Here is a 25,613-nt window from a genome sequence, read left to right as displayed (position 1 = left end):
ACGCATTTGTTATGCCACGAGAGGTTGACGCAGCCGGCCATCTGGTCAAGTTTCTGCGTCCGGTCGCGTTTTCATTGGAGCCTAAGCTCAGGACGAAGAAAATAAGGAGGCTCCATGGCCGACGAAGCGCTTGTCATTATCGACCTGCAGAACGATTTCTGCCCAGGTGGCGCCCTGGAAGTGGCCGGTGGCGACGAAATCGTGCCGTTGGTCAATGATCTGATCCGGCGGACCGAGCACGTCCTGCTGACGCAGGACTGGCACCCTGCCGGCCATTCGAGCTTTGCCTCCAGCCACCCCGGCAAGCGACCGTTCGAAACGATCGACATGCCTTATGGCGAGCAGACGCTGTGGCCTGATCACTGCATCCAGGGCAGCCTTGGTTCGGACTTCCATTCCGGCTTGGCCTGGAGCAAGGCCGAGCTGGTGATCCGCAAGGGGTTCCGTCCTGCGATCGACAGCTATTCGGCATTCTTCGAGAACGACCGGACGACGACGACCGGCCTTGCCGGCTATCTCCGGGAGCGGAATATCGATACGCTGACCCTGGTCGGCCTGGCGACGGATTTCTGCGTCGCCTTTTCGGCGCTCGACGCGGTCAAGCTCGGTTTTGCGACGTCGGTGCGGCTCGACGCCTGCCGCGGCATCGATCTCAACGGCTCCATGGAGACGATGCTGGGCCGGATGCGCGATGCCGGCGTGGCACTGATTTGAACGTCATCCAGCCGAACCTGACAGACTTTTGAGGGGTTTCATGCGGTCTGCGGCGTTGACGGCAAGTGCTGCACTTATAGCCGCGATCCTTTCTCCGGGAGCGGTTCTCGCGGCCGAAGCGCACGAATTGCCGGGCGCCGCCATGTCGCTGTGGTGGGTGTTGCCGTTTGCCGGGCTGTTGCTTTGCATCGCGACCGGCCCGCTGCTGTTCCATCATGCCTGGGAGCACCATTACGGCAAGATCGCTGCCTTCTGGGCGGCATTGGTGATCGGGCCGCTGGCAATCGCCTTTGGCATCCCGTCGGCCACCCAGGCGGTGCTGCATGCGCTGCTCACCGAATACATGTCGTTCATCATCCTGCTGTTTGCGCTGTTCACCATTTCGGGCGGCATCTTCGTTGCCGGCAACATACACGGCACGCCGCTGGTCAATGCCGGGCTGTTGCTGGGCGGGGCGGTGCTTGCCTCGATCATCGGCACAACCGGCGCCTCGATGATCCTGATCCGGCCGCTCATCCGCGCCAACGATAACCGGCGCTTCAACGCCCATGTCGTCATCTTCTTCATCTTCCTGGTGTCCAACATCGGCGGCTCGCTGACGCCGCTCGGCGATCCGCCGCTGTTCGTCGGCTTTCTGCGCGGCGTCGATTTCTTCTGGACGACAGTTCACCTGTTGCCCGAGACGCTGTTCGTCGCCGGCGTGGTGCTGGTGGTTTTCCTGGCGATCGACATCATCATGCATCATCGGGAGGAAGGCGCGCCGAAGATCAAGGATCCGACGCCCGACAGCAAGGTGCGCATTCGCGGCCTGGCCAACATCCCGCTGCTGGCCGGCGTAATCGCCGCGATCCTGATTTCCGCTGCCTGGAGGCCGGGAGTGAGTTTCGCTTTTCAGGGCGTCAGCCTCGAGCTGCAGAATCTGGTGCGCGACGCCGTCATCCTGATACTGGCCTTCATGTCGCTTGTCGTCTCGCCGAAGGAGTTTCGCGGCGCAAACGCATTCAGCTGGGGGCCGATCGCCGAGGTGGCGAAGCTGTTCGCAAGCATCTTCATCTGCATCGTTCCGGTCGTCGCCATATTGCGGGCCGGCCTCGACGGCGCGCTGGCGCCGTTGGTGCTGCTGGTCAGTTCGCCGACCGGCGCGCCCGACAATCTCGCGTATTTCTGGCTGACCGGAGCGCTGTCGTCCTTCCTCGACAATGCGCCGACCTATCTGGTGTTCTTCGAACTGGCCGGCGGCGATGCGCAGCATCTGATGACCGAGCTCGCCTCGACGCTGGCGGCGATCTCGGCAGGCGCGGTGTTCATGGGCGCCAACACCTATGTCGGCAACGCGCCGAATTTCATGGTCTACGCCATTGCCAGGCATCGCGGCATCAAGATGCCGAGCTTCTTTGGCTATATGGCGTGGTCGGGCGCCGTGCTGATCCCGACTTTCCTGCTCGCCGGCTTGCTGTTTTTTGCCTGATCAGCCGACGCCGACATAGCGACGGACCGCCGAGGGATCGGCACGCAGTTCCTCGACATCGACCGTCTCGCGGTTGCGGCCGTTTTCGATGAAGCAAACGCGGTCCGCGACCGAGAGCACGGCATCGACGCGCTGTTCGACAAGAATTGTCGACACGCCGAGCGCTCGCAGTTTCGACACGGTTTCACGGATCTTGGCGATCATCGACGGCATCAGCCCTTCGGTCGGTTCATCGAGCAGGAGCACCTGCGGTTCCAGACACAGGGCGCGGGCCATGGCCAGCATCTGCTGCTCGCCGCCGGACAGCGTGCCGGAACGCTGCCTGAGGCGCTGGCGCACCAGCGGGAAAAGATCGAGCACGTTCTCGCGCGTCGCCTTGCCCTTGTTGCGGGCCATCAGGCCGATCTCGATGTTTTCCGCCACGGTCATCTCGGCGAACAGCCGCCGGCCCTGCGGCACGTAGGCGACGCCGGCTTTGGGTACCTCATGTGCCGGCAGGCCGGTCAATTCCCGGCCTTCGAGCCGGATCGAGCCGGCGCTTGCCGGCACCAGGCCCATGATCGCCTTCAGCGTCGTCGTCTTGCCGGCGCCGTTGCGGCCGAACAGGCAGAGCACCTCGCCCTCGTTCAACACAAGATCCAAGCCATAGAGCACCTGGACTTCGCCATAGAAGCAATCGAGCCCGGATATGGTCAACGCCTTGGACTGGGCCTTGGACTGGGCCTTGGGCTGGACCTCAGCCATGGGTGGTCCCCAGATAGGCGTCCTGCACCGCGGCATTGGCGCGGATCTGCTCGGGCGTGCCTTCAGCCAAGATCCTGCCGGCGTTGAAGACGGTGATGCGGTCGGCGAGTTGCATGACCACCGGCATGTTGTGCTCGATCAAAAGCACGGTGGCACTATCGGCGATCTCGCGCACCAGCTCGATGAAATTGTCGATCTCGCTATCGGCCAGCCCTTGCGTCGGTTCGTCGAGGATCAGCAGCCGCGGCTTCAGTGCCAGTCCCATTGCCACTTCCAGCAGCCGCTGGTGACCGTAGGACAATTGCCCGGCCGGCATTTGCGCCCGGTCGGCAAGGCCGGTGCGCTCGAGAGCCGCCATGACGCCGGTGTGAACCGCGCCCTTCGAGCGGCCGTCGGTCAGCGTGCGCTGCACCGGCAGGGCAACATTGTCGTAGGCGCTGAGATTGGCAAAGACGCTGGTGATCTGGAACGTGTAGGCGATGCCAAGGCGAACTCGGGCGTAGGCAGGCAGGCTGGTGATATCGGCGCCGTCGAAGACGATCATGCCCGACGAGGGCTCGATGCGGCCGCTGACCAGGCTGACGAAGGTGGTCTTGCCGGCACCGTTGGGGCCGATGATGGCGCGGATCTCGCCCGGCATCAGCGCGAAGTCGACGCCGTCGACCGCGCGCAAGCCGCCGAAACTGCGCGACAAGCCTTTGGTGGTAAGCAGCGGCATCATGGCAACCACCCGAGCCAGCGCTGGCGGATGCTGCCGAGAATGCCTCTCGGGAAGAACAGCACCAGCAGGATGAGCGCTATGCCGACGATCAGCAGATAGGCCGAGGTGTAGCCGCTGGCGATGTCGATGACATAATACATGAACAGCGTGCCGATCAGCGGACCGAGCGTGGTGGCGGCACCGCCTAGCAGCACCCAGAGCAGCGGCAGGATGGAATACTGCACCGAAGCGAAGCTCGAGCCGACATAGCCGAACAGCAGCGCATAGGCGGCGCCGGAAGCCGCGCAGATGCTGCCGGAGATGACGACGGCGGCAAGCTTGCTGGAGAACGTGTCAAAGCCGAGCATCTTGGTCCGCTCCTCGTTCTCGCGGATGGCGACCAGCACACGGCCGTAGCCGGAGCGGACTATCGCCAGGCTTATGAGCAGCACGATCGAGAACAGTGCCAGCGCACTCATATAGCGCACGGTCGCGTTGGTGAGGTCGAATGACGTGCTGCCCAGGACAAGGACCCGCATCGGCTGCGGCACCACCAAGCCCTGGTCGCCGCCGGTCCAGGCGGCGAAATAAAGAATGAGGAGATAAAATACCTGAGCGAACATCATGGTGACGATCATGAAGGCGACGCCGGAGGTGCGCAGCGCCAGCAGCCCGATCACCAGCGCAAGCAGCGCGCCGCAGGCAAGCCCGGCTGCGAAGGCGGCCGGCACGCTCCAGCCGAGATGGATGACGGCAAGGCCGGCGCCATAGAGCCCGGCTGAAAAGAACATGGCATGGCCGAGGCTGAGCAGCCCGACATAGCCGAACAGCAGATTGTAGCCCATGGCGAAGACCGCCAGCACCATAATGCGGGCGAGCAGGCCGTGATGATATTCCGGCAGGACAAAACTAAGCCCGAAAAGCAGGGCGATGACGCCGAGATGCAGCGCATATGGCTTTGCCGGCGAAGCATCCTTCATCGCGATGCTGTCCCGAACAGGCCCTGCGGCCGGAACACCAGCACCATGGCGACAAGCAAGGTGGCTATGATCTTGGCCAGCGTCGGCGAGAAGAACACCGAGATAATGCCGTCGGACAGGCCGATAAGCACCGCGGCGAGTACCGTGCCGCGCAACGAGCCGAGGCCGCCGATGATGACGACGATGAACGAGAGCAGCAGCGGGTCCTGCCCCATCAGATAATGCGCCTGGCTGATCGGCACGATCAGCACGGCGGCCACAGCCACCAGCATGGCGCCGAGCGCGAAAACGCCGGCATAGACTCTGGTCACCGGGATGCCGAAGGCCTGCGCCGTCTCGCTGTCATATTGCGTAGCGCGCATGACGAGGCCGATTTTCGTGCGCGTCAGCACCAGCCAGGTCGCGATCAGCAGCAGCGCCGACGCGGCGATGATCGACAGCTTGTAGCCGGAATAGCCGAACCACGGCAGGAGGATGCGGTAGCTGAACGGCGGCTCGACCGGCCGCGCCTCCGGGCCGTAGAAGGTCAGCGCCAATTGCTGGATGATGTAGAGCATGCCGATGGTGGCGACGATGGTGGCTTCCGGATCATAGTTGAGCCGGCGCAGCACCAGCCGTTCGGCGACCAGCGCGATCAGACCGACGATCAATGGCGCCAGCACCAGGGCGGCCAGGAAGCCGAGCGCAGGATGGCCGGATATCGCCGTAGAAATCGCCCAGGCAAGCACCGCGCCCAGCATGAAAAACTCGCCATGCGCGACATTGACGACGCGCATGACGCCGAACACCAGCGACAACCCAAGCGCCGTCAGCGCCAGCACGGCGGAGGTGACGAGGCCTTCGAGGGCGGCGAGGAGCAGGTGAGGTCCGAAGTGCATCGGTTAAGCACCGGCGGATGCGCGAAGCACCCCCCTCTGGCCTGCCTGCCTGGCCGGCAGGCCAGAGGGGGGTGTCTTGGCGCTCACGCTTGCTGCGGCAGCCAAGCTCACAGCGCCTGCGTCGTGTAATTCCCTTCCGGCTCGTAGAGGCCGTCCTCGATCTTGGTCTTGTGGACGACATTCAGCCGGCCGCCTTCGACCTTGGAGATGTTCTGGATGCCAAAACACTGGTGGATCTTGCCGTTGAAGGTTTTCGGCCCCTGCGGATGCTCGGGCCCTTCGGCGAACTCGGTCAATGCCTCGGTCGCCTCGACCAGCTTGGCGCGGTCTTCCGGGCCCCTGTAGCCGGCGTCTTCCATCGCCTTCTTGACGACGTAGAGCGTTTCCCAGCAGCCGAACATATGCGCGGCGGTGGAGACGTCCTTGGGGTCGCCGACGGCGGCACCATTGTCGTCGATGCCGACGGCGGCGCGGTAGGCCTTCTGCGCGGGGGAATCATCAGGCTGCGCGTAGCGCGGCGAACCTTCCCAGAAATGGCTGCCGTCAAGGAATTCGAGGCCGGGGCTGTTGATGTCGGTAGCTTCGAGCGAATCGATGAAGCCGAACAATTGTGGCCGATTGGAGCCGTAGAACTCGCCGAGCTCCTTGACGAAGGTGAGCACCGCCGGGCCGACCATGACGTGGTAGATCACCTCGGTCTCCGCGGGGATCTGCGGGAAATATTTGGTGAAGGAGGATTCCGTCGGGGGGATGGCGATCTGGGCGATGACCTCGGCGCCTTGCGCCTTCAGGGCCGGCGGCAGGTAGTCGCGATGGTCGTAGCCGAAGGCGAAATCGGGAAATATCTGCGTCACCTTCTTGCCGGCATTGGCGGCAATCCACGGCGCCATCGACTGGATCTGGCTCTTCACATCGGTGATGCCGGGCTGGAAGACGTAGCGGTTCAACTTGGTCGACGCGACGTGGTGGCCTTCGCTAACGACGAAATAGGGCATCTTGGCCTCACCGGCGGCCGGCGCCGAGCCGATGACGACATGCGAAAACAGCGTGCCGTAGACGATGTCGGTCTTGTGCTGGGAGGCGAACTTGCCGACGACTTCGGCGCCCCGGCCGGGATCGGTGCCGTCATCCTCGATGATCACCTCGACCGGCCGGCCGTTGATGCCGCCAGCATCGTTGATAGCCTTGACGGCAGCGGCCGTGGTCTTCTCGTACCAGCGGCCATAGGCGGCGCCGATGCCGGTGCGGTGCGATTGAAAGCCGATCTTGATCGGCGCCGAGCTCTGCGCCTGGCTGTAACGCACGAAACCCGGCGCGACGGCAAGACCGGCGCCGGCGGCAAGGCCCTTCAGCGCCGTGCGGCGGGTGAGAGCGGATCTGGAGAGATCGAAAAACCCATTCTTGTCAGTCACGGCAGTTCCCCTTGTTTTGAGCTTTGACCAATGGCTGTCGCAGGCAGGCCACTCTTGTTAAGAGGGCCGAAAATTGCATGTGTACAAACTAAATCACCAAAGCTCTGACGTGGCAAGCGAGCTTTCCCCAAGGTTCGATTGACGGCCATCGCGCACCTCGTTTATCCGGCGCTCGGCGTCGCAAGCAGCCATAGGCCGAGGACGGTATAGGCGATCATCAGCACGGTGAGCGGGAACTGGCTGAGCGCGGCGCGAGCCGGAACGGGATGCAGCCGCCAGGCCAAGCCATGAGCGACAAGCACTGCAAGCATGTGGCCGGCAATGATGACGCCGGCCTGGAGGTTCCACAGCCACCACGCCGAGCCGGCGCCGGCGACAACGCCGGCTTCAATTGACATGTCGGCGGTACCGAACAGGTTCCAGCCCAGCGCAAACGGGTCGGAAAGAGCGGCAATCGCATATTGGCCGTCGACCAGCAGCGCCGTCAGATAATGCGCGAAGTGGTAGGCGAGCGCGATCGGTACGATCGACCAGACCAAAAGCCCGACGGCGTGACCGAGCGAATGCTTGCTGCCGGCAAGGTGCTGGCCAAGAAAGACGGCGAGCGCGAACACCGCCGCAAGCACGGCAAAGCTCAGCGCAAGGCCGAAACTGCCGATGCCGATCAAAGCGGTGCGTCCAGGAAACTCCAGCGGATTGATGTCGAACCAGCCTAGCCAGAAGAAAGTTTTCGACAGGCCGTCGAAGGACACAGATGACAGCGCAAGCAGCAGGAAAGCGACGCCGCTGAGCGGTAGCGGCGCGGCACCGAGCAGCTTGGCACCCGGCCAGCAGAGTTTGAGCCCGCCGTCCCCGTTACGCTCGACGATGGAGAAGTGCGCTACCATGGAAAAGAACACCGTCAGGAACTCACCGCGCAGGCTCCAGTCGCGGTATCCGAAGACCTGCATGGCGGCAAAGCTCAGCAGCCAATAGGCGCCGGCGGCCCAGGCCAGCCGCGCCGGATCGTCGGGCGCAGGGTCGATCAGCTCGAACCAGGCGAAGGCGAAGAACAGCACGAAAGCCGGCCAATAGCCGAGCCACTGGGGGAGCAACTGCGGCTGCGATCTGCCGAACAGGTGCGAGACGACGCGGCACGGCCCGTACCACGGATTGGCCCACGACCAGAGATCGCCGGCGAGCCCCTGCAACAGAGCCAGGCCAACCCAGAGCAATGTCCATACGGTCAGCGGCAGCGGATTGGAGAGCGGATCGCGGCTGCCGAACAGGCCGGCGGCAATCAGAATTGCAAAGCCGGCAAAGGATACCAGGCTGACGGCAGTTCGCGCGCCGTCGCCGAAGGCGAAAAGCGGCAGGCGTTTGCGCCAGAAGCGGTCGAGGGAGTCCGGCGGGAGTAGAGCGAGGATCAGGAAGCTGGCGGCAACGGCGAGCGCGCCACCCACGACGTAGTAACCGGTGGGAAGCAGCAGGACGTGGCCGCGGTCGGAGGCGTGGGCGAAGGCGGGAGTGGGCGAGAATGCAAAGGCAACAACGACGAGAGCTAGACTGTAACGACAGGGCTCTACGGCGCCCCCCTCTGTCCTGCCGGACAGGACAGAGGGGGGCGCCAAGGAACTCATACTACGCAAGAGTCCCCCCACCTCACACTTTCACCAGTTGCTCCACGCGATCCTTCTGGCCGAATATCCGCAAATAGCGCTCGATCTCTTTCTCGTCGCCGGTCGACTTGGCCGGATTGTCGGAAAGCTTGACCGCCGGCCTGCCGTTGGCTTCGGTGACCTTGCAGACCAGCGAGATGGCGTCTAGCCGGTTGGTCTCGGTCGGCGCGCAGCCCTCGAAATCATTGGTCAGGTTGGTACCCCAACCGAAGGACATGCGCACCTTGCCGCGGAAGTGGCGGTAGGTCTCCTCGATGGTCTCGACCTCTAGCCCATCCGAGAAGATGAGCAGCTTCTGCTTGGGGTCCTTGCCCTTTTCGCGCCACCAGGAAATGATCTTCTCGCCGCCTTCGATCGGCGGCGCGCTGTCGGGGCGGAAGCCGGTCCAGTCGGCGACCCAGTCCGGTGCATCGCGCAGGAACGCCGCGGTGCCGAAGGTGTCCGGCAGTACGATAAGCAAGTTACCGCCGTAGTAGCGCTGCCAGTCCTGCAGCACGTTGTAGGGCGACTGTTTCAATTCCTTTTCCGAATTGGTGAGCGCGGCGAACACCATCGGCAGTTCATGCGCGTTGGTGCCGAGCGCCTCGAGATCGTTGTCCATGGCGAGCAGCACATTGGAGGTACCGGTGAAGGCCTCGCCGATGCCCTCCTTCAACGCTTCGACGCACCAGCGCTGCCACAGGAAAGAATGGCGGCGGCGGGTGCCGAAATCCGAGATGCGGATGCCGGGCAGCGCCTTCAGCCGCTCAGTCTTGGCCCACATCTTGGCCTTGGCGCGGGCATAGAGCACGTCGAGCGCGAACGGCCCGAACGCTCGCATGGCCGCGCGAGATCGAAGTTCATTGATAATTGCCAGCGCCGGGATCTCCCACAGCGTCGTGTACATCCACGGGCCGCTGAAGGCGAGTTCGTATTGGCCGTCGCGCTTGGAAAGCTCGTATTCGGGCAGCCGGAAATTTTCCAGCCAGGCGAGGAATTCCGGTTCGAAGATCTGCTTGCGGCCATAGAAAGTGTTGCCGCCGAGCCAGATCATCTCTTTCTTCGAGAAGCGCAAGGTGCGGGCATGGTCGAGCTGCTCGCGCAGCTCCGTCTCATCGATCTCCTCGGCAAGGCGGACCGAGGTGGTTCGGTTGATCAGCGAGAAGGTGGCGTCGACCTTGGGATACATGCCCCAGATCATCTGCAGCATCAGAAGCTTGTAGAAATCGGTGTCGAGCAAGCTACGGACGATCGGGTCGAGCTTCCAGGTGTGGTTGTAGACGCGCCGCGCTATATCGGTCTTTGCCATCGCTCAATGCGCCTTCGCTGCTCGCTCTAGCTTTTGTCTATCGCAATTCCGGATGGAAAACCGCTGCGCACTTTCCTGGAATTACTCCAAATGCCTCTTAGCATCGAATTTTTGAATGCGCCTCCCGCTTTGCGGGCTGGCCCGACAAAAAGAAGCCCCTGCGGCGAGCGGCGCCTGCGGCAGTTTCGGCCTCAGGATGCGGTCTTGGCGCCGACCACCTTGAGCGCTGGACGCTTGCGGCGAATGCCGATGCGACCTGCCACCGGCGCGTCGGCGCGGCGGTCGGCCTGCTCTTTCTCGGCAAACAGCCAGTCGATGAACAATTGCACGATCGGCGCCGACCGCATCTCGTTGCGGCAGACGACGTAGAAATCGTCGACCGCCGGCACGGAAAGGCTGAACGGGGCGACAAGCAGACCCCTGGCGAGCAGTCCGCTTGCCGTCACCGTATCGCCGAGCGCCACGCCATGGCCGTGAACCGCGGCCTCGGTCGCCATGCGCGCATCGCCGAGATGATGGCGGCGGCCGCGCTCGAGGTCCAGTGCGTCAGCGGCGGCCAGCCAGGTGTGCCATTCGCGGCCGTCATCGCCATGCAGGAAGACGTGATCGGTGAGGTCGCGGACGGTGCGGATCGGGCGGTTGTTGATCAGCGTCGGACTGACCACCGGGAACAGTTCGAGACCCGACCATTTGCGCATCCAGCAGTCGGTCCAGCTGCCGTCGCCATAGTGCACGCAGACATCGATGTGCGGGGCGCGGACGTCCTTGGCGTCATTGGATGGGATCAGCGTCAGCCTGATATCCGGATATTGCGAGGTGAAGCTGCCCAGCCGCGGGATCATCCACAGCAACAGCAGAGCCGGCACGCACGATACCGACAGCGCGCCGGTGCTGGCCGGCCGTGTCATGCGCTGCGTGGCGGCGGCAATGCCGTCGAAGGCGGTCGACACCGCCGGCAGCAACTCGGCGCCGTGCGGCGTCAGCTTCACCCGCTGGCCGGCACGCTCGAACAGCTTGACGCCCAATGATTGCTCGAGCGCCTTGATCTGATGACTGATGGCGCCGTGGGTGACGTTCAGCTCGGCCGCCGCCTTGCTCAGTGAGGCATGGCGCGCCGTCGCCTCGAAGGCGCGCAGCGGGTTGAGCGGTGGCAGACGCTTGGCCATTTGGAACCTGAACTCTGTGAGATTTTCTCACAGCGAACACCCTAACAATATCAATTGATTTTTCAATGCAGCTACAGGACACTTTGCCCAGGCATTGCATCAAGACGTGAAATCTGCAGGCAGCCAACGCTGCGGCTATCGAGGCCGCCGCCCGCGCACCGCACCAGCCATGGAGGACCGACATGGGTTACGACCGCGGCAAGCTCGAAGCGTTGCGCCGCAAATATGGCGAGAGCCATGGCGGCGAAATGTTCGACCCGAAATTCCAGCGTGTCGCCGACAAGATCTTCTCCAAGACCGGCACGCGGCTGGCGCCCTATTCCGGCATCCCGACCTTCCTCGCGGCGCCCTATCGTGAAATCGCCGCCGACAATCCGGATTTCGGCGATCTGCAGGTGGCAATGATCGGCGTGCCGATGGATCTTGGCGTCACTAACCGGCCGGGCGCCCGTTTCGGGCCACGGGCGTTGCGCGCCATCGAGCGCATCGGCCCCTACAATCATGTGCTGGAATGCGCGCCGACGCATGAGCTGAAGGTCGCCGACATCGGCGACGTGCCGTTCCAGAGCCGCTACCGGCTGGAGACCAGCCATGACGACATCGAACGCCGCACCAACCAGATCGTCGACGCCGGCGTCCTGCCCTTGTCCGTCGGCGGCGATCATTCGATCAGCCACCCGATCCTGAAGGCTGTCGGCAGACAAGCGCCGGTGGGCATGATCCATATCGACGCCCACTGCGATACCAGCGGCCTGTTCGACATGACCAAGTTCCACCATGGCGGGCCGTTCCGCAACGCGGTGCTGGACGGCGTGCTCGACCCGAGCCGCACCATCCAGATCGGCATTCGCGGCTCGGCCGAATATCTGTGGGAGTTCACCTATGAGTCCGGCATGACCGTAGTGCATGCCGAAGAGGTGACCGGCCTCGGCATTCCCGCCATTATCGAGAAGGCGCGCAGGATAGTCGGCGACGGCCCGACCTATGTCTCCTTCGATATCGACAGCATCGATCCGGCCTTCGCACCGGGCACCGGCACGCCGGAGGTCGGCGGGCTGACGACGCGGGAAGTGCTCGAGCTGCTGCGCGGCCTGAAGGGCCTCAACATCGTCGGCGGCGACGTCGTCGAGGTGGCGCCACAATATGACGCGACCACCAACACGGCGCATGCCGGCGCGCAGGTGCTGTTCGAGATCCTCAGCCTGATGGTGTTCAGCCCGGCAATCGCCGGCAGGGCGGGCTGACACGCTCGACCATGATCCCGAAAGCGGGAACCGGTTTTCGGAAAAGATCATGGTTCACTAGAGAATCCAAAGGCGACCGCCGCGCTGGAGCCGGCGGTTGCATTCAACAAACAAGCTTCCAGCAGGGGAATGACAATGACACTTCACATGAAACTCAAATCATCCATCGCCGCCGTGCTGATGCTCGGCGCGACCGGTCTTGCTTTCACCACCCAGGCCGCCAATGCCGACGCCATCGACGACATCGCCAAGGCCGGCGCCATCAATGTCGGCATCTTTTCCGACTTCCCGCCCTTCTCCTCGGCCAGCGCCGATATGAGCATCAAGGGCTACGACATCGACGTGGCGCAATCCATCGCCGACCAGCTCAAGGTCAAGCTCAATCTGGTCAGCGTGACCGGCCAGAACCGCATTCCGTACCTGACCGACAAGCGCGTCGACCTGCTGATGAGCGTCGGCTACTCCAAGGAGCGTGAGCAGGTGATCGATTTCGCCGCCGCCTACGCACCCTACTACATCGCCGTCATCGGCCCGGCAGCACTCTCGGTCAAAGGCAAGGAAGACCTTGCCGACAAGTCGATCGCCGTCAATCGCGGCACGCTGGAGGACACCTCGCTGACCGAGGCGGCACCCGCCTCGGCCGACATCCGCCGTTTCGACAACTATAATTCCGTCATCCAAGCGTTCATCTCGGGCCAGACCCAACTGATGGTGGTCGGCAACGATGTCGGCGCCCAGGTGCTGGCTCGCCAGGAGGAACTGAAGCCGGAGCAGAAATTCCAGCTTCTCACCTCGCCCTCGCATATCGGCCTCAACAAGAAGGAAGACCGCCTCAAACAAGCGGTCAATGATGCGGTCGCCAAGATGCTGGCCGACGGCAAACTGGACGAAAGCTCGAAGGCCTGGCTGAAGACACCGCTCGATCCCGCAAATCTCAAGGATTGACGGCCAGTGACCTATAGCCTCGACTTCGGCTGGCTTGCCGGGGCGACAGGGGCGATCGCGCGCGGCGCGGCCACGACGATCCTGCTGATCGCCGTGACCACGCTGGCGGGAACGTTGCTCAGCATCCTCGGCGCGGCAGGGCGGCGGAACGGTCCGCTGCTGCTCAAGCGGGCGATCGGCTGGTATGTCGAGGTGATCCGCAACACGCCGTTCCTGGTGCAGCTGTTCTTCATCTTCTTCGGGCTGCCCAGCATCGGCGTCAGGCTCGATCCGGTGCTGGCAGCCATGTTGGCGATGACGCTCAACATGGCCGCCTACACGATCGAGATCGTTGGCGCCGGGCTCGACGCGGTGCCGCCCGGGCAGACGGAAGCGGCACTGGCGCTTGGGCTCAGGCCGCGCCAGGTCTTCATCAAGATCGTGCTGCCGCAGGCGCTCAAGGTGATCTATCCGGCGCTGACCAGCCAGATCGTCATCATGATGCTGGAATCCGCCGTGGTGTCGCAGATCGCGGTGCGCGAGCTGACCTATGAAGCCGACATGCTGCAGGCGCGCACGTTCCGGGCTTTCGAGACCTATTTCGTGGTGACGATGGTCTATCTCGCCCTGTCGATTGGGCTGCGCCGGCTGCTGGTCGGCGGCGGCCGCCGGCTTCTTGGAGCCGGCGTGTCATGATCGAATTCACCTTCTGGGACATTCTGCGCAATCTGCTGCTGGCGGCGCGCTGGACGGTGCTCTTGTCGTTGGCTGCGTTTATGGGCGGCGCCGTGGTCGGCATGATCGTGCTGTTCTTCCGGATCGCCAAAAATAAATGGGCGCGGCGGCTTGCCTCCGGCTACATCGCGCTTTTCCAGGGCACACCGCTGCTGATGCAGCTCTTCCTGATGTTCTTCGGCTTGCCGATGGTTGGCTTGCGCATCGAGCCGTGGACCGCGGCGGTGCTTGGCCTGACCTTCTTCGCCAGCGCCTATCTCGCCGAGATCTGGCGCGGCGGCGTCGATGCGCTGCCGCGCGGCCAGTGGGACGCCGGCGCCAGCCTCGGCCTGCACTACCTGCAGGAGCTCAGGCTGATCATCCTGCCGCAGGCGTTTTCGATCACCCGCGCGCCGACCGTCGGCTTCCTGGTGCAGCTGATCAAGTCGACTGCGCTGACCTCGATCATCGGTTTCGAGGAGTTGGTGAGGACATCCAACGCGATCAACAATGCGACCTTCGAACCGTTCAAAGTCTATGGGCTGGTAGCGCTGATCTTCTTCGTCATGTGCTTCCCGCTGACGCAATACGCACGTTCGCTCGAGCAGCGGGCGGCGGCCCGCTGAGCCGGGCGACCAGCAATTCAACGCCCGAATACCAGCGGCGGCGCGATTCTGTCCCGCCGCAGCCAGCGCCCCAGCAGGAGTGCAGCAACCACCGCCAGTCCCGACGACAGGCCGATCCAGATGCCGACGCCATGGAAGCCGAAACGGAAGGCAAGCAGCACGCCGAGCGGCAGGCCGATGCCCCAATAGCCGATCGCGGCGTAGATCATCGGCACCTTGGTGTCGTGCAGCCCGCGCAGCATGCCGCTGGCTACCGCCTGCGCGCCGTCAAAAACCTGGAACAGCGCGGCAAAAGCGAGGAACGACACGGCAAGCGCCACCACTTCGGCATTAGCCGGATTGCCCACATCGATGAAGGCGCCGATCAAGAGATGCGGCCACAAGATCATCACCAGCCCCATCAGCGCCATGAAGGAGACACCGACGACATAGGCGGTCCAGCCAGCCCGGCTGACACCTTCCGGATTGCCGGCGCCGTGGGCAAGTCCGACGCGCACCGTCACCGCCTGGTTGAGGCCGAGCGGCACCATGAAGGTGATCGAGGCGATCTGGATGGCGATCGCATGGGCGGCAAGCGAAGCCGCATCGATCAGGCCCATGAGAAAGGCCGCCGCGTTGAAGATCGTCACCTCGAACGCCAGCAGGCCGGCGATCGGCAGGCCGAGCCGCAGCAGGCCCTTGAAGCGCGGCCAATCGGCGCGCCAGAAGCGTCCGAACAGACGATAGCGCCGGAACTTCTTCTCAAGCATCACCACCGTCGCCATGCCGGCGAACATCAGCGTACTGGACAGAGTGGTGGCAAGGCCGGAGCCGGCGATGCCCATCGATTGGATGCCGAGATTGCCGAACATGAACAGCCAGTTGAAGAAGGCATTGCAGGCGACGGCAACGAAAACGATGATCAGTGCCCAGCCCGGCCGCTCCAGCGCCGAAATGAACGAGCGCAGGACGATATAGCCGAAAAAGGGCAGCACCGCCCATTCGAGCCAGCGCAGATAGATACCCGCCTGATGCGCCAGCGCCGGCTCCTGCCCCATGGCCAGCAACACGCTCTCGCCGTGCCAGAGAAGGACCCATATCGGAAGGCAGATGAGCATCGCCAGCCACAGACCCTGGCGCACGGTGCGGCGCAGGTCGCGCACCGAGTGGCGGCGACGGCCGAGCTCGGTCGCCATCATCGGCGAGGTCGCCAGCATCAGGCCAAGTCCAAAGATCAGCGGCATGAAATAGAGGTTGGCGCCAAGCGCGCCGCTGGCCAGCGTGTCCGGCCCCAGCCGCCCCATCATCATGACGTCGGTAGCGGTCATCGCGGTCTGGCCGAGATTGGTCAGCACCATCGGCCAGGCGAGCGCCAGCATCGCCCTGATTTCCCGACGCCAAAGGTTTTCCGGCGCGCGAGCGTCGGCTTCGATCGCAGACATTCCAGTGTTCCGCCTATCCGATTGCGGCACGTCGGCAAGAGCCGGAAGCCGCGTCTCAGCACGGAAACGGCCACGATCGGCCGGATTCCGCATTACGACGGGTTGTCTATGAAATAGGCACCGGTGGCAAGGGGCTGACTTGCGGAAGGGTTAAGCCAGTCAGCTCAATGCAGGCTGTTGGAGAGGCTATGGAAGCCGCTATGGTCACGGTGGATTCATTTGAAAGGCACCCTGATGAGCGCGTTTCCCGAAATCTATCTGGTTCGGCATGGCGAGACGGAATGGAGTGCGTCCGGAAAGCATACCGGCCGGACCGACATACCGCTGACGCCGGCCGGCGAGGACGCTGCGAGGCGGGTCACAGAGCGGCTAAAGGGCCTGTCCTTCTCGGCGGTGTGGTCGAGCCCGTCGCAGCGCGCCTTCAACACCTGTGCGCTGGCCGGCTTCTGCTCTTCGGGCGTGAAGAAGGACGATCTGGCGGAGTGGGATTATGGTGCCTATGAGGGATTGACCACCAAGCAAATCCTTGCCGAACGTCCAGGCTGGCGTCTCTTTCGCGACGGCTGCCCGAGGGGCGAGTCAGCCGCGGACGTCGGCTCGAGGGCGGACCGCATCGTCAGCCAGCTGCGCGAGGCCAATGGCAACGTCCTGGTGTTTTCAAGCTCGCATTTCCTGCGAGTGCTGGCTGCGCGCTGGCTCGGCCTGCCGCCGCAAGCCGGCGCGCTGTTCGTGCTGGATACCGCCAGCATAAGCGTGCTCGGCTATGAGCATGATCTCGACGAGCCGGTTGTTCGGCGCTGGAACCAGCGATAGCGCGTGAAAGCCGTTCGACCTATATAATCGCGTCCAGCGCCCGCCTTTGCCTGTGCATTTCGAGGAACACGCGGTAGTCGCGGTCGAACCGGCCGGCGGCAGCCGGATTGGGCTCTCGCGTCCTGCCGCCTTGCTGCATGGCAACGCAGGCGGCATTCAAATCGGGAAAAAGCCTGGCCGCGGTGGCGGCAATCATGCCGGTGCCGAGCAGCACCGCCTCGTCCGCCAGCGGCTCGACCACCGTGCAGCCGGTGGCGTCGGCATAGAGTTCCATCAACAGCGGGTTCTTGGTGTGGCCGCCGGTGACGTGCAGCGTGTCGATCAGATAGCCGTTCTCGTTCAGTGCTTCCAGCACATGGCGGACGCCAAGCGCGATGCTGACGGCGGTGCGCCAGTAAAGCTTGCACAGGCTGTCGAAGGAGGAATCCAGCGTCAGTCCGCTGATGACGCCGACGGCATGCGGGTCGGCAAGCGGCGAGCGGTTGCCATGGAAATCCGGCAATACATGCAGCCTTGCGGCGAGGTTGCCACCTTCGGCGGCGCGCAGCTCGGCGACGCGGCGGGCGATCCTGGCATGCATGACGGCATCCGGCTCGCCGCCGGCGCCATGCCAGCGGATAATGTGATCGAGCAGCGCTCCGGTGGCCGACTGGCCGCCTTCCGACAGCCAAAGACCGGGAAGCGCTGCGCCATAATATGGGCCCCAGACACCGGCGAAAGGCTGCGGATCTGGCGACATCGCCATGACGCAACTCGACGTACCGGCAATCAGGGCCAGATGGCGGCCGATGTTCGTCGCGTCACCGGCGAAACCGCCGAGCACGCCGAGCGCGCCGGCATAGGCATCGATGACGCCGGCGCCGACCCGGCATTTTTCGGTGAGGCCAAGCTCCGCCGCGGCTTGCGCGCTGAGCGGACCGATGTCTGCGCCGACCGGGCTCGCCTTCTCCGGCAGATTGCCGTGCTCGAAAAGATCGCCGAGCCCGACTGCTTCGAAGAAGTCGCGCCGCCAGCCGGTCGCTTCATGGGCCAGATAGGTCCATTTGGCGGTCAGCGTGCATTGCGAACGGGCGAGCGAGCCGGTCGCCTTCCAGGTGAGGAAGTCGGTGAGGTCGAACAGGTAGCCGGCTTCGTTCCATGTTCCGGTCAGGTTGCGCTTCAGCCACATCAGCTTCGGCGTTTCCATTTCCGGCGACATGACGCCGCCGATATAGTCGAGCACGGCGTGGCCGCTTTCGGTGCATTCATCGGCCTCGGCAATTGCGCGATGGTCGAGCCAGACGATGGTGTCCCAGCGCCTTTCGCCAGTAACGGACACGCTGAGCTGGCCGCCATGCCGGTCCCGCACCACCAGCGAGCAGGTGGCGTCAAAAGAGATGCCGACGATATCCTCAGCCTTCACGCGCGCCTTTTCGCGGGCACCGCGCACGGCACTGCACACCGCCGACCAGATATCCTGCGAATCGTGCTCGGCGTGATCGGCCTTCGGCTGTTGCATGGCGATCGGGTGCTCGGCGCGGCCGAGCAAGGCGCCACCGGTGTCGAGAATGCCGGCACGGGCGCTTCCGGTGCCGACATCGACCGCGCAAACGAAACTGTTGGTCAAGGTGTTCTTGCTCTCGCTCCCAGGCCTGCAATCAGATCGGGCAATTGCAGCATGTCAGCGAATATAAAGTCCGGCTCACTTGACGCAAGCCGCGCTTTCAAGGCCGGGTTGCCGGTGTGCGAGCCGCCGGTGAAGGCAAGGACGCGCATGCCGGCCGCCCGCGCCGCTTCGATGCCGGCCGGGCTGTCCTCGACGACGAGGCAGTTTCGCGGGGCCGCTCTCATTTTATCTGCTGCATGGAGAAAGAGATCGGGCGCCGGTTTGCCCCGCGCCACCATGGCAGCGCTGAACAGGTGCGGCTCCAGCAGCCCAAGCAGCCCCGTAACCTCGAGCGCATAGCGGATGCGCTCCAGCGTGCCGGAGGAGGCGACGCAGCACGGCACGCCGAGCTTCGGCAGGACCTGTGCGATGCCTGGCATCGGTTTCAGCTCCTGGCGGAACTTGCGCATCAGTTCGGAGCGCATCTCGGTCAGATGCTGGTCGGTGAGATCGAGCCCGAAGTCGCTTGCGAGGATTTCGCGGACGCTCTTCATGCTCTTGCCGAGGAAGTGCTCGTAGGCAATGTCCTCGCTGACGTTGCCGCCGGCAAGCGCGATCATCTCCAGCAATGCCGAGACGGACAGCATCTCACTGTCCACCAGCACGCCGTCACAGTCGAAAATGACCAGTTCAGGCGTCATCGCGCTGGATCGGCTTCAGAGGTCGCCGGCGAGATAGCGCGTCAGTGTCGCGCGCGCGCCGTCCGCCCACAGCGATTTGAGCGCATGGGCGAACGCTTCGGCGAAGGGCGGCGAGCGGCCGACATCGCCATAGATGTCGTCCATGGCAAGCCAGGCGCCAGGCATGTCCTTGGCCGCCTTGGCCGTCGCCTGCAACCGGCCCCAGTTCGGGTCGTTGGGCTCGGTGACGGCACCAGAGTCCGTCGTGCCGAAGCAGTAGCGACACCAGAGCGCAGATTCCAGCGCCAGGCCGGTGACGCTTTTGCCAGCCTTCAGCCGGTCGGCGATCGTCGGAATGATGAATTTCGGCTGGCGGTTGGAGCCGTCGAGGCAAAGCCGGCGTATGGTGTCGCCGATCTTCGGATTGGAGAAGCGGTGCTCGATGAGCTGGTAGTAATCTTCGAGGTCGGTGTCCGGAACCGGCGGCACGGTCGGGATGATTTCATTATGCTCGAGCTTGTCGAGGAAGCCGCGTACCAGCGGCTCTTGCATCGCCTCATGGACGAAATGGATGTCCATCAGCCCGGCCGGATAGGCGATGGTCGCATGGCCGCCATTGAGGATGCGGATCTTCATCAGCTCATAGGGCGCGACGTCGCTGACGAACTGCACGCCGACGTTTTCCAGCGGCGGGCGGCCGTCGGTGAAACGGTCCTCCAGCACCCATTGCTTGAACGGTTCGCAAAACACCGGCCAATTGTCGTCGAGGCCGAACTCGCTGGCGAGAATGCCGCGCTCGCGGTCGGTGGTGGCCGGCGTGATGCGATCGACCATGCCATTGGGAAAGGCAACCTTCTCGCTCACCCAGTTTGCCAAACCTTCGTCGATCAGCCGCGCAAGGCCGATGACGCCATCTGAGGTGACATGGCCGTTATGGGGGATGTTGTCGCAGGACATGACGGTGAAGGGCACGATACCGTCGGCGCGGCGGCGTAGTAGCCCGGCGAGGATGAGGCCGAAGACGGTCTTCGGCGTCGCCCCCGGCTCAGCGTCGGCAACGATGTCGGGATGTGTCGGATTGAAGACGCCAGAAGCCGGATCGATGAAATAGCCGCCCTCGGTGATGGTCAGGGAAACGACCTTGATCGCCGGATCGGCAAGCCGCTCGACGATTGCGATCGCGTCGCCAGGCACCAGGAAGTCGATCATGACGCCGGTGACGCGCGCGCTCATATGGCCGCTGTCCTGCTCGACCACGGTGGTCAGCCAGTCCTGCTCCTGCAGCTTGCCGCGGCCGACCTTCTCGCCCTCGAAGACGCCGGCGCCGACGATAGCCCAGTCGTGGCCAACGCCCGAGTTGAACAGGTCGTCGAGGTAGACGGCCTGGTGCGAGCGATGGAAATTGCCGACGCCGAAATGCACGATGCCGGCCTTAAGCGCGGCGCGATCGTATTTCGGGCCGGCGACCTTGGGCGGCAGCTTGGCTAGGATGGAAGAAGAGAGTTTCACGGTCATCTGCTTTACCCTTTAGCGGGACGGCTCTTCCCCCGTGGAGGAGACGGGGAGAAGAGCGCCTTCGCCCCCCTCAACTCATCCACTGGCCGCCATCGACATTGTAGGTCTGGGCGACAATGTATTCGGCCTCATCGCTGGCCAGGAACACCGCCATGCCGGTGAGGTCTTGCGCCGTGCCCATGCGGCCATAAGGCACGGCTTCGCCGACCAGTCTCTTCTTCTCGCCCCTCGGCCGGTTCTCGAACTTGGCGAACAAGGCATCGACATGATCCCAGTGCTCGCCGTCGACGACCCCCGGTGCTATCGCGTTGACATTGATGCCGTGTTTGATCAGGTCGAGCCCTGCCGACTGGGTGAGCGAGATGACCGCCGCCTTGGTAGCGCAGTAGACGGCGACCAGCGCCTCGCCGCGGCGCCCGGCCTGGCTTGCCATGTTGATGATCTTGCCGCCCTTGCCGCGGGCAATCATAGAACGGGCGGCGGCCTGCAACGTAAACAGCGTGCCGGCGACGTTGACCGAAAACAATTTGTCGTAGCTTGTCTTGGTGATCTCGACGATCGGCGCCAGGTCGAACAGGGCGGCATTGTTGATCAGGATATCGAGGCTGCCGGCCCTGGCTTCGACCGCCTTGACGGCCGCATCGATCGACGAGAGATCGGTGACGTCCAGCGTCACCGCGTAGGCATTGCCGCCGATTTCGGAAGCCGTCTTCTCGGCAGCCTCGAGATTGATGTCGCCGATGGCGACGGTCGCCCCCTCTCGCATGTAGGCTTCGGCAAACGCCCTGCCGATGCCGCGCGCCGATCCGGTGATCAGCGCCGATTTACCCCGGAGCCTCATTGCAGCATCGCCTTCCCATCGGTGCCGAAACGATGCAGCTTGGCCTTGTCCGGCGTCAGATAGATCGTGTCGCCGTGATGGGCGGCCAATTCGCCGTCGGCACGCACCGTCAGCTGCCCGACGCCATCCGCCTGGACGTGCAAAAACGTGTCGGAGCCGAGATGCTCGGCAACGCCGACCGTCGCCTTCCAGTCGCCTGACGTCTTCGAAATGTTCATATGCTCCGGGCGGATGCCGACGGTCTTGGCGCCATATTTGGCGGCCGGCGCGCCTTCGATCAGGTTCATCTTCGGCGAACCTATGAAACCGGCGACGAACAGATTCTTCGGCGTCTTGTAGAGCTCCATCGGCGAGCCGACCTGCTCGATATTGCCGGCATTGAGCACGACGATCTTGTCGGCCATGGTCATCGCCTCGATCTGGTCGTGGGTGACGTAGACCATGGTGGTCTGGAGCTGGTGGTGCAGTTCACTGATCTCCAGCCGCATGGTACCGCGCAGCGCCGCGTCGAGATTGGACAACGGTTCGTCGAACAGGAAGGCCGATGGCTGGCGGACGATGGCGCGGCCGATGGCGACACGCTGCCGCTGGCCGCCGGAGAGCTGCCCGGGGCGGCGGTCGAGGTAGTTGGTGAGGTTCAGGACACGCGCGGCGTCCTTCACCTTCTTGTCGATGGTCGCCTGGTCCTCGCCCGCCATCTTCAGCGGGAAGGCGATGTTCTTGGCCACCGTCATGTGCGGGTAGAGCGCATAGGACTGGAACACCATGGCCAGCTTGCGCTTGGCCGGCGCCTCGCCGGTGACGTCGCGGCCATCGATGATGATGGTGCCGCCGCTGGTATCCTCCAGACCGGCGATCAGACGCAACAGGGTGGATTTGCCGCAGCCCGACGGACCGACGAAAACGACGAACTCTCCGTCCTCGATGACCAGATCGAGGCCGGGGATGATGGACGTCGCCCCGAAGGATTTGGAGACGTTCTTGAGCGTGATGTTTCCCATGGTTTCCTCCCCCGAAGGGCTATCCTTTTCGTTTTGCGTCAGGCGATGCCCGCTACTTTACCGCACCGAATGTCAGGCCTCGGACCAGCTGCTTCTGGCTGAACCAGCCCATGATCAGGATCGGCGCGATCGCCAGCGTCGAGGCGGCCGAAAGCTTGGCCCAGAACAGCCCCTGCGGACTGGAGAAGGAGCTGATGAAAGCGGTGAGCGGCGCTGCCTCGGTGGTGGTCAGCCGGATCGTCCAGAACGCCTCGTTCCAGGCGAGAATGATGTTGAGCAGCATGGTCGAGGCGATGCCGGGCACCGCCATCGGTGTCAGCACGTAGATTATCTCGTTCCACAGCGATGCGCCGTCCATGCGCGCCGCTTCCAGGATCTCTCCCGGGATCTCGCGAAAATAGGTGTAGAGCATCCAGACCACGATCGGCAGGTTGATCAGCATCAGCATGACCATCAGGCCGATGCGGCTGTCGAGCAATCCGGTGTCGCGGAAGATCAGATAGATCGGAAACAGCACCGCAACAGCCGGCATCATCTTGGTGGAAAGCATCCACATCAGGATGTCCTTGGTGCGTTTGCCCGGCGAAAACGCCATCGACCATGCCGCCGGTATGGCGACGAGCAGAGCCAGGACGGTCGAGCCGACCGAGAGGAACACCGAGTTTAGGAAGAATTTGAAATAGCCGTTCTGCGCCTGGACCTCGGAATAGCTCTCCATGGTTCCCGACGGGAACAGGTTGAAGCCCTGGATGGCCTCTTGCTCCGACTTGAACGAGGTGATGATCGTATAGAGGATCGGGAAGAAGATCAGCAGGGCGACGATCCAGGCGGCCGCGGTCGCAATCGTCTTGTGCTGGGTGGTGACTGCACGTGCCATCTTATCCTCCCCTATTTGTCCAGGTTCTTGCCGACGGCGCGCATGGCGAAGAAGGCGACGATGTTGGCGAGAATGACGGCGATGATGCCGCCGGCGGACGCCTGGCCGATTTTGAACTCCAGCAATGCCTTCTGGTAGACGAGGAAGGGCAGGTTGGTGGAGGCATAACCCGGGCCGCCATTGGTGGTGACCAGGATCTCGGCATAGACCGACAGCAGGAAGATCGTCTGGATCAGGATGACGACGGTTATGGCGCGCGACATATGCGGCAGCGTCAAATAGATGAAGCGGCTGATGAAGCCGGCGCCGTCCATTTCGGCGGCTTCCTTCTGCTCGCCGTCGAGCGACTGAAGCGCGGTCAACAGGATCAGCGTCGCAAACGGCAGCCACTGCCAGGCGACGATGATGATGATCGCCAGGAGCGGGTGCTGCCCGAACCAGTCGATCGGCTGCCCGCCGAAGAAACGCGCAATATCGGCGAAGACGCCGTATTGCGGATGCATGATCATGTTCTTCCAGACAAGTGCCGCCACCGGCGGCATGACGAAGAACGGCGAGATGACGAGGATGCGGACGATGCCTTGTCCCCACATCGGCTGGTCGAGCAGAAGGGCCAGCAGGATGCCGCCGATCACCGTGATCAAAAGCACGCTGACGACGATGGTGAGCGTGTTGAGGATCGACTGCAGGAATGCCGGGTTGGAATAGAACAGGGCGTAGTTCGAAAACCCGACGAAGCCGTCGCGCATCGGATTGAGCGGGTTGTACTGCTGGAAGGAGAACCACAGCGTGAATGCCAGCGGCACAATCATCCAAACCAGCAGCAGCACCACGGATGGCGCCATCATGAAGCGGGCAAGCGAACGGGTCTGCTGAGTAGCCATGACGGTCACCCTTCGAGGTCGGCCAAGTTTTTCAGCGGCGTAAAGTTGGCCGCCCGAACTGGGATTCGGGCGGCCGGTGCCGGCTGCCATGGGCAACCGGCACCGGGAGGCGCCTTATTTGATGTACCCGCCCTCGGTCATCGTCGCGGTGGCGGCGTCCTGTGCCTGCTTCAAGGCGTCGTCGACGCTCGTCTGGCCGGCAAGGGCCGCCGAGAAGAGCTGGCCGACAGTGGTGCCAAGGCCCTGGAACTCAGGAATGGCGACGAACTGGACGCCGACATAAGGCACCGGCTTGACGGTCGGGTGCGTCGGATCGGCGGCGTTGATGGAATCCAGCGTCATTTTCGCGAAAGGCGCCGCCTTCTGGTACTCCGGGTTGTTGTAGAGCGAGGTGCGCGTTCCGGGCGGAACGTTGGCCCAGCCTTCCTTTGAAGCGACCAGTTCGAGATAGTGCTTCGAAGTCGCCCAGGAAACGAACTTTTGAGCGGCGTCGGCCTTCTGCGTGCCGGCGGGGATGGCCAGCGACCAGGCCCACAGCCAATTGCCGCGCTTGCCGAGGCCATTGTCCGGGGCCAGCGCATAGCCGACCTTGTCGGCGACGGTCGAGTTCTTCGGGTCGGAGACGAAGGACGCAGCGACGGTAGCGTCGATCCACATGCCGCATTTGCCCTGCTGGAACAGCGCCAGGTTTTCGTTGAAGCCGTTGGACGACGCGCCCTCGGGGCCGTCGGCCTTCATCAGGTCGACATAGAACTGCAGCGTGTTCTTCCATTCGGGCTGGTCGAATTGCGGCTTCCAGTTCTCGTCGAACCAGCGCGCGCCGAAGGAGTTCGACATGGCGGTCAGGAAGGCCATGTTCTCGCCCCAGCCGGCCTTGCCGCGCAGGCAGACGCCGTTCACGCCGTTGGCGCGGTCTGTCATCTTGTCGGCGGCCTGCTTGATGAAGTCCCAGGTCGGTGCGTCGGGCATCTTGAGCCCGGCCTTGTCCATCAGGTCCTTGCGGTACATGACGAAGGAGCTTTCGCCATAAAACGGCGCTGCGTAGAGCTTGCCGTCGACCGAAAGGCCGCCGGCTATGGCCGGGATGATGTCCTTGACGTCATAATCGTCGCCGAGCTTGTCGAGCGGCAAAAGCCAGTTCTGCTTGGCCCAGATCGGCACCTCATAGGTGCCGATGGTCATCACGTCGTACTGGCCACCCTTGGTGGCGATGTCGGTGGTGACGCGCTCGCGCAGGACGTTTTCCTCGAGCGTGACCCACTGCAGCTGAATGTCGGGATTTTTGGCGGTGAAGTCGTCGGTCAGCTTCTGCATGCGGACCATGTCGCCATTGTTGACCGTGGCGATGGTGATGGATTCGGCATGCGCGGCGAAAGCGAGGGCGCTGGCCGAGAACAGGCCTAGGGTGAACGTGCGAAGTTTCATCAAAATTCCTCCCATAAACCAAGATGAGCATTTGCCTTGGCTGTGGGCAATTACT

General features: G+C 63.4%; 24 protein-coding genes. 7 read left to right on the top strand and 17 right to left on the bottom strand.

The genetic code is table 11. The features are described 5' to 3' along the window. Positions 1 to 114 precede the first annotated feature (114 nt). On the top strand, positions 115 to 714 hold the full coding sequence (gene pncA, locus NMG46_RS00815; protein WP_254815855.1) for a bifunctional nicotinamidase/pyrazinamidase: 600 nt from the start codon (positions 115 to 117) through the stop codon (positions 712 to 714). 40 nt (positions 715 to 754) lie between these two features. Then, the gene (locus NMG46_RS00810) at positions 755 to 2,182 is read left to right on the top strand and encodes a sodium:proton antiporter (protein WP_254815854.1); all 1,428 of its coding nucleotides are present in this window, start codon (positions 755 to 757) and stop codon (positions 2,180 to 2,182) included. Here NMG46_RS00810 and NMG46_RS00805 read toward each other — a convergent pair whose 3' ends face one another. From NMG46_RS00805 to gcvA, 8 genes are all read right to left on the bottom strand, one after another. Next, positions 2,183 to 2,926, bottom strand: a complete 744-nt coding sequence (locus NMG46_RS00805; RefSeq protein ID WP_254815853.1) for an ABC transporter ATP-binding protein — start codon at positions 2,924 to 2,926, stop codon at positions 2,183 to 2,185. Continuing rightward, positions 2,919 to 3,647 carry an ABC transporter ATP-binding protein gene (locus tag NMG46_RS00800; RefSeq protein ID WP_254815852.1) on the bottom strand — a complete coding sequence of 243 codons (729 nt, stop codon included), beginning with the start codon at positions 3,645 to 3,647 and terminating at the stop codon, positions 2,919 to 2,921. Before NMG46_RS00800 ends, NMG46_RS00805 begins: the two co-directional genes overlap by 8 nt. Next, positions 3,644 to 4,606: a branched-chain amino acid ABC transporter permease gene (locus tag NMG46_RS00795; protein ID WP_254815851.1), complete on the bottom strand. Its 963-nt coding sequence runs from the start codon at positions 4,604 to 4,606 to the stop codon at positions 3,644 to 3,646. Before NMG46_RS00795 ends, NMG46_RS00800 begins: the two co-directional genes overlap by 4 nt. Further along, positions 4,603 to 5,484 (bottom strand): branched-chain amino acid ABC transporter permease, encoded by an 882-nt coding sequence (locus tag NMG46_RS00790; protein WP_254815850.1) that lies wholly within the window; start codon positions 5,482 to 5,484, stop codon positions 4,603 to 4,605. The genes NMG46_RS00795 and NMG46_RS00790 overlap by 4 nt, the downstream gene beginning before the upstream one ends. A gap of 107 nt (positions 5,485 to 5,591) precedes the next feature. Next, positions 5,592 to 6,896 carry an ABC transporter substrate-binding protein gene (locus NMG46_RS00785; RefSeq protein ID WP_254815849.1) on the bottom strand — a complete coding sequence of 435 codons (1,305 nt, stop codon included), beginning with the start codon at positions 6,894 to 6,896 and terminating at the stop codon, positions 5,592 to 5,594. A gap of 161 nt (positions 6,897 to 7,057) precedes the next feature. After that, on the bottom strand, positions 7,058 to 8,515 hold the full coding sequence (locus NMG46_RS00780; protein WP_254815848.1) for a hypothetical protein: 1,458 nt from the start codon (positions 8,513 to 8,515) through the stop codon (positions 7,058 to 7,060). Between the two features lie 22 nt (positions 8,516 to 8,537). Beyond that, entirely contained in the window at positions 8,538 to 9,842 is a 1,305-nt protein-coding gene (gene pncB / locus NMG46_RS00775) for a nicotinate phosphoribosyltransferase (protein WP_254815847.1), read from the bottom strand. 191 nt (positions 9,843 to 10,033) lie between these two features. After that, on the bottom strand, positions 10,034 to 11,008 hold the full coding sequence (gcvA, locus tag NMG46_RS00770) for a transcriptional regulator GcvA (protein ID WP_254815846.1): 975 nt from the start codon (positions 11,006 to 11,008) through the stop codon (positions 10,034 to 10,036). 182 nt (positions 11,009 to 11,190) lie between these two features. On the opposite strand from gcvA, the gene speB reads away from it, so the two are divergent. From speB to NMG46_RS00750, 4 genes are all read left to right on the top strand, one after another. Beyond that, entirely contained in the window at positions 11,191 to 12,252 is a 1,062-nt protein-coding gene (gene speB, locus NMG46_RS00765; protein ID WP_254815845.1) for an agmatinase, read from the top strand. A 135-nt stretch (positions 12,253 to 12,387) separates the two neighbouring features. Next, positions 12,388 to 13,197 (top strand): transporter substrate-binding domain-containing protein, encoded by an 810-nt coding sequence (locus tag NMG46_RS00760; protein ID WP_254815844.1) that lies wholly within the window; start codon positions 12,388 to 12,390, stop codon positions 13,195 to 13,197. Positions 13,198 to 13,203: 6 nt separating this feature from the next. Then, positions 13,204 to 13,872, top strand: a complete 669-nt coding sequence (locus NMG46_RS00755; protein WP_254815843.1) for an amino acid ABC transporter permease — start codon at positions 13,204 to 13,206, stop codon at positions 13,870 to 13,872. Then, entirely contained in the window at positions 13,869 to 14,516 is a 648-nt protein-coding gene (locus NMG46_RS00750; RefSeq protein WP_254815842.1) for an amino acid ABC transporter permease, read from the top strand. Before NMG46_RS00755 ends, NMG46_RS00750 begins: the two co-directional genes overlap by 4 nt. A gap of 17 nt (positions 14,517 to 14,533) precedes the next feature. Here the strand turns inward: NMG46_RS00750 and NMG46_RS00745 are convergent, their stop codons facing one another. Then, positions 14,534 to 15,937 carry an MATE family efflux transporter gene (locus tag NMG46_RS00745; protein WP_254815841.1) on the bottom strand — a complete coding sequence of 468 codons (1,404 nt, stop codon included), beginning with the start codon at positions 15,935 to 15,937 and terminating at the stop codon, positions 14,534 to 14,536. Positions 15,938 to 16,168: 231 nt separating this feature from the next. Here NMG46_RS00745 and NMG46_RS00740 point away from each other — a divergent pair, with 231 nt between their 5' ends. Then, positions 16,169 to 16,750 carry a histidine phosphatase family protein gene (locus tag NMG46_RS00740; RefSeq protein ID WP_254816361.1) on the top strand — a complete coding sequence of 194 codons (582 nt, stop codon included), beginning with the start codon at positions 16,169 to 16,171 and terminating at the stop codon, positions 16,748 to 16,750. Positions 16,751 to 16,769: 19 nt separating this feature from the next. Here the strand turns inward: NMG46_RS00740 and NMG46_RS00735 are convergent, their stop codons facing one another. The 8 genes from NMG46_RS00735 to NMG46_RS00700 form a co-directional block, all read right to left on the bottom strand. Continuing rightward, entirely contained in the window at positions 16,770 to 18,356 is a 1,587-nt protein-coding gene (locus NMG46_RS00735; RefSeq protein WP_254815840.1) for an FGGY-family carbohydrate kinase, read from the bottom strand. Beyond that, positions 18,353 to 19,036: an HAD family phosphatase gene (locus NMG46_RS00730; RefSeq protein WP_254815839.1), complete on the bottom strand. Its 684-nt coding sequence runs from the start codon at positions 19,034 to 19,036 to the stop codon at positions 18,353 to 18,355. Before NMG46_RS00730 ends, NMG46_RS00735 begins: the two co-directional genes overlap by 4 nt. Before the next feature lie 15 nt (positions 19,037 to 19,051). Next, the gene (locus NMG46_RS00725; RefSeq protein WP_254815838.1) at positions 19,052 to 20,530 is read right to left on the bottom strand and encodes a mannitol dehydrogenase family protein; all 1,479 of its coding nucleotides are present in this window, start codon (positions 20,528 to 20,530) and stop codon (positions 19,052 to 19,054) included. 70 nt (positions 20,531 to 20,600) lie between these two features. Continuing rightward, positions 20,601 to 21,371 carry an L-iditol 2-dehydrogenase gene (locus tag NMG46_RS00720; protein WP_254815837.1) on the bottom strand — a complete coding sequence of 257 codons (771 nt, stop codon included), beginning with the start codon at positions 21,369 to 21,371 and terminating at the stop codon, positions 20,601 to 20,603. Then, complete coding sequence (locus tag NMG46_RS00715; protein WP_254815836.1) at positions 21,368 to 22,372, bottom strand: ABC transporter ATP-binding protein; 1,005 nt, start codon at positions 22,370 to 22,372, stop codon at positions 21,368 to 21,370. The genes NMG46_RS00720 and NMG46_RS00715 overlap by 4 nt, the downstream gene beginning before the upstream one ends. 52 nt (positions 22,373 to 22,424) lie before the next feature. Then, a complete protein-coding gene (locus tag NMG46_RS00710) occupies positions 22,425 to 23,249 on the bottom strand; it encodes a carbohydrate ABC transporter permease (protein ID WP_254815835.1) in 825 nt (274 codons plus the stop codon). 11 nt (positions 23,250 to 23,260) lie between these two features. Next, complete coding sequence (locus NMG46_RS00705; protein ID WP_031195183.1) at positions 23,261 to 24,133, bottom strand: carbohydrate ABC transporter permease; 873 nt, start codon at positions 24,131 to 24,133, stop codon at positions 23,261 to 23,263. A 114-nt stretch (positions 24,134 to 24,247) separates the two neighbouring features. Beyond that, the gene (locus tag NMG46_RS00700; RefSeq protein ID WP_254815834.1) at positions 24,248 to 25,558 is read right to left on the bottom strand and encodes a sugar ABC transporter substrate-binding protein; all 1,311 of its coding nucleotides are present in this window, start codon (positions 25,556 to 25,558) and stop codon (positions 24,248 to 24,250) included. Positions 25,559 to 25,613: the final 55 nt, after the last annotated feature.

It is taken from the genome of Mesorhizobium sp. LMG 17147 (assembly GCF_024297145.1).
In the GTDB taxonomy this organism is placed as follows: domain Bacteria; phylum Pseudomonadota; class Alphaproteobacteria; order Rhizobiales; family Rhizobiaceae; genus Mesorhizobium.
Note: the sequence above shows the minus strand (reverse complement) of the source record. Positions and strands in the feature narration are given on the sequence as shown.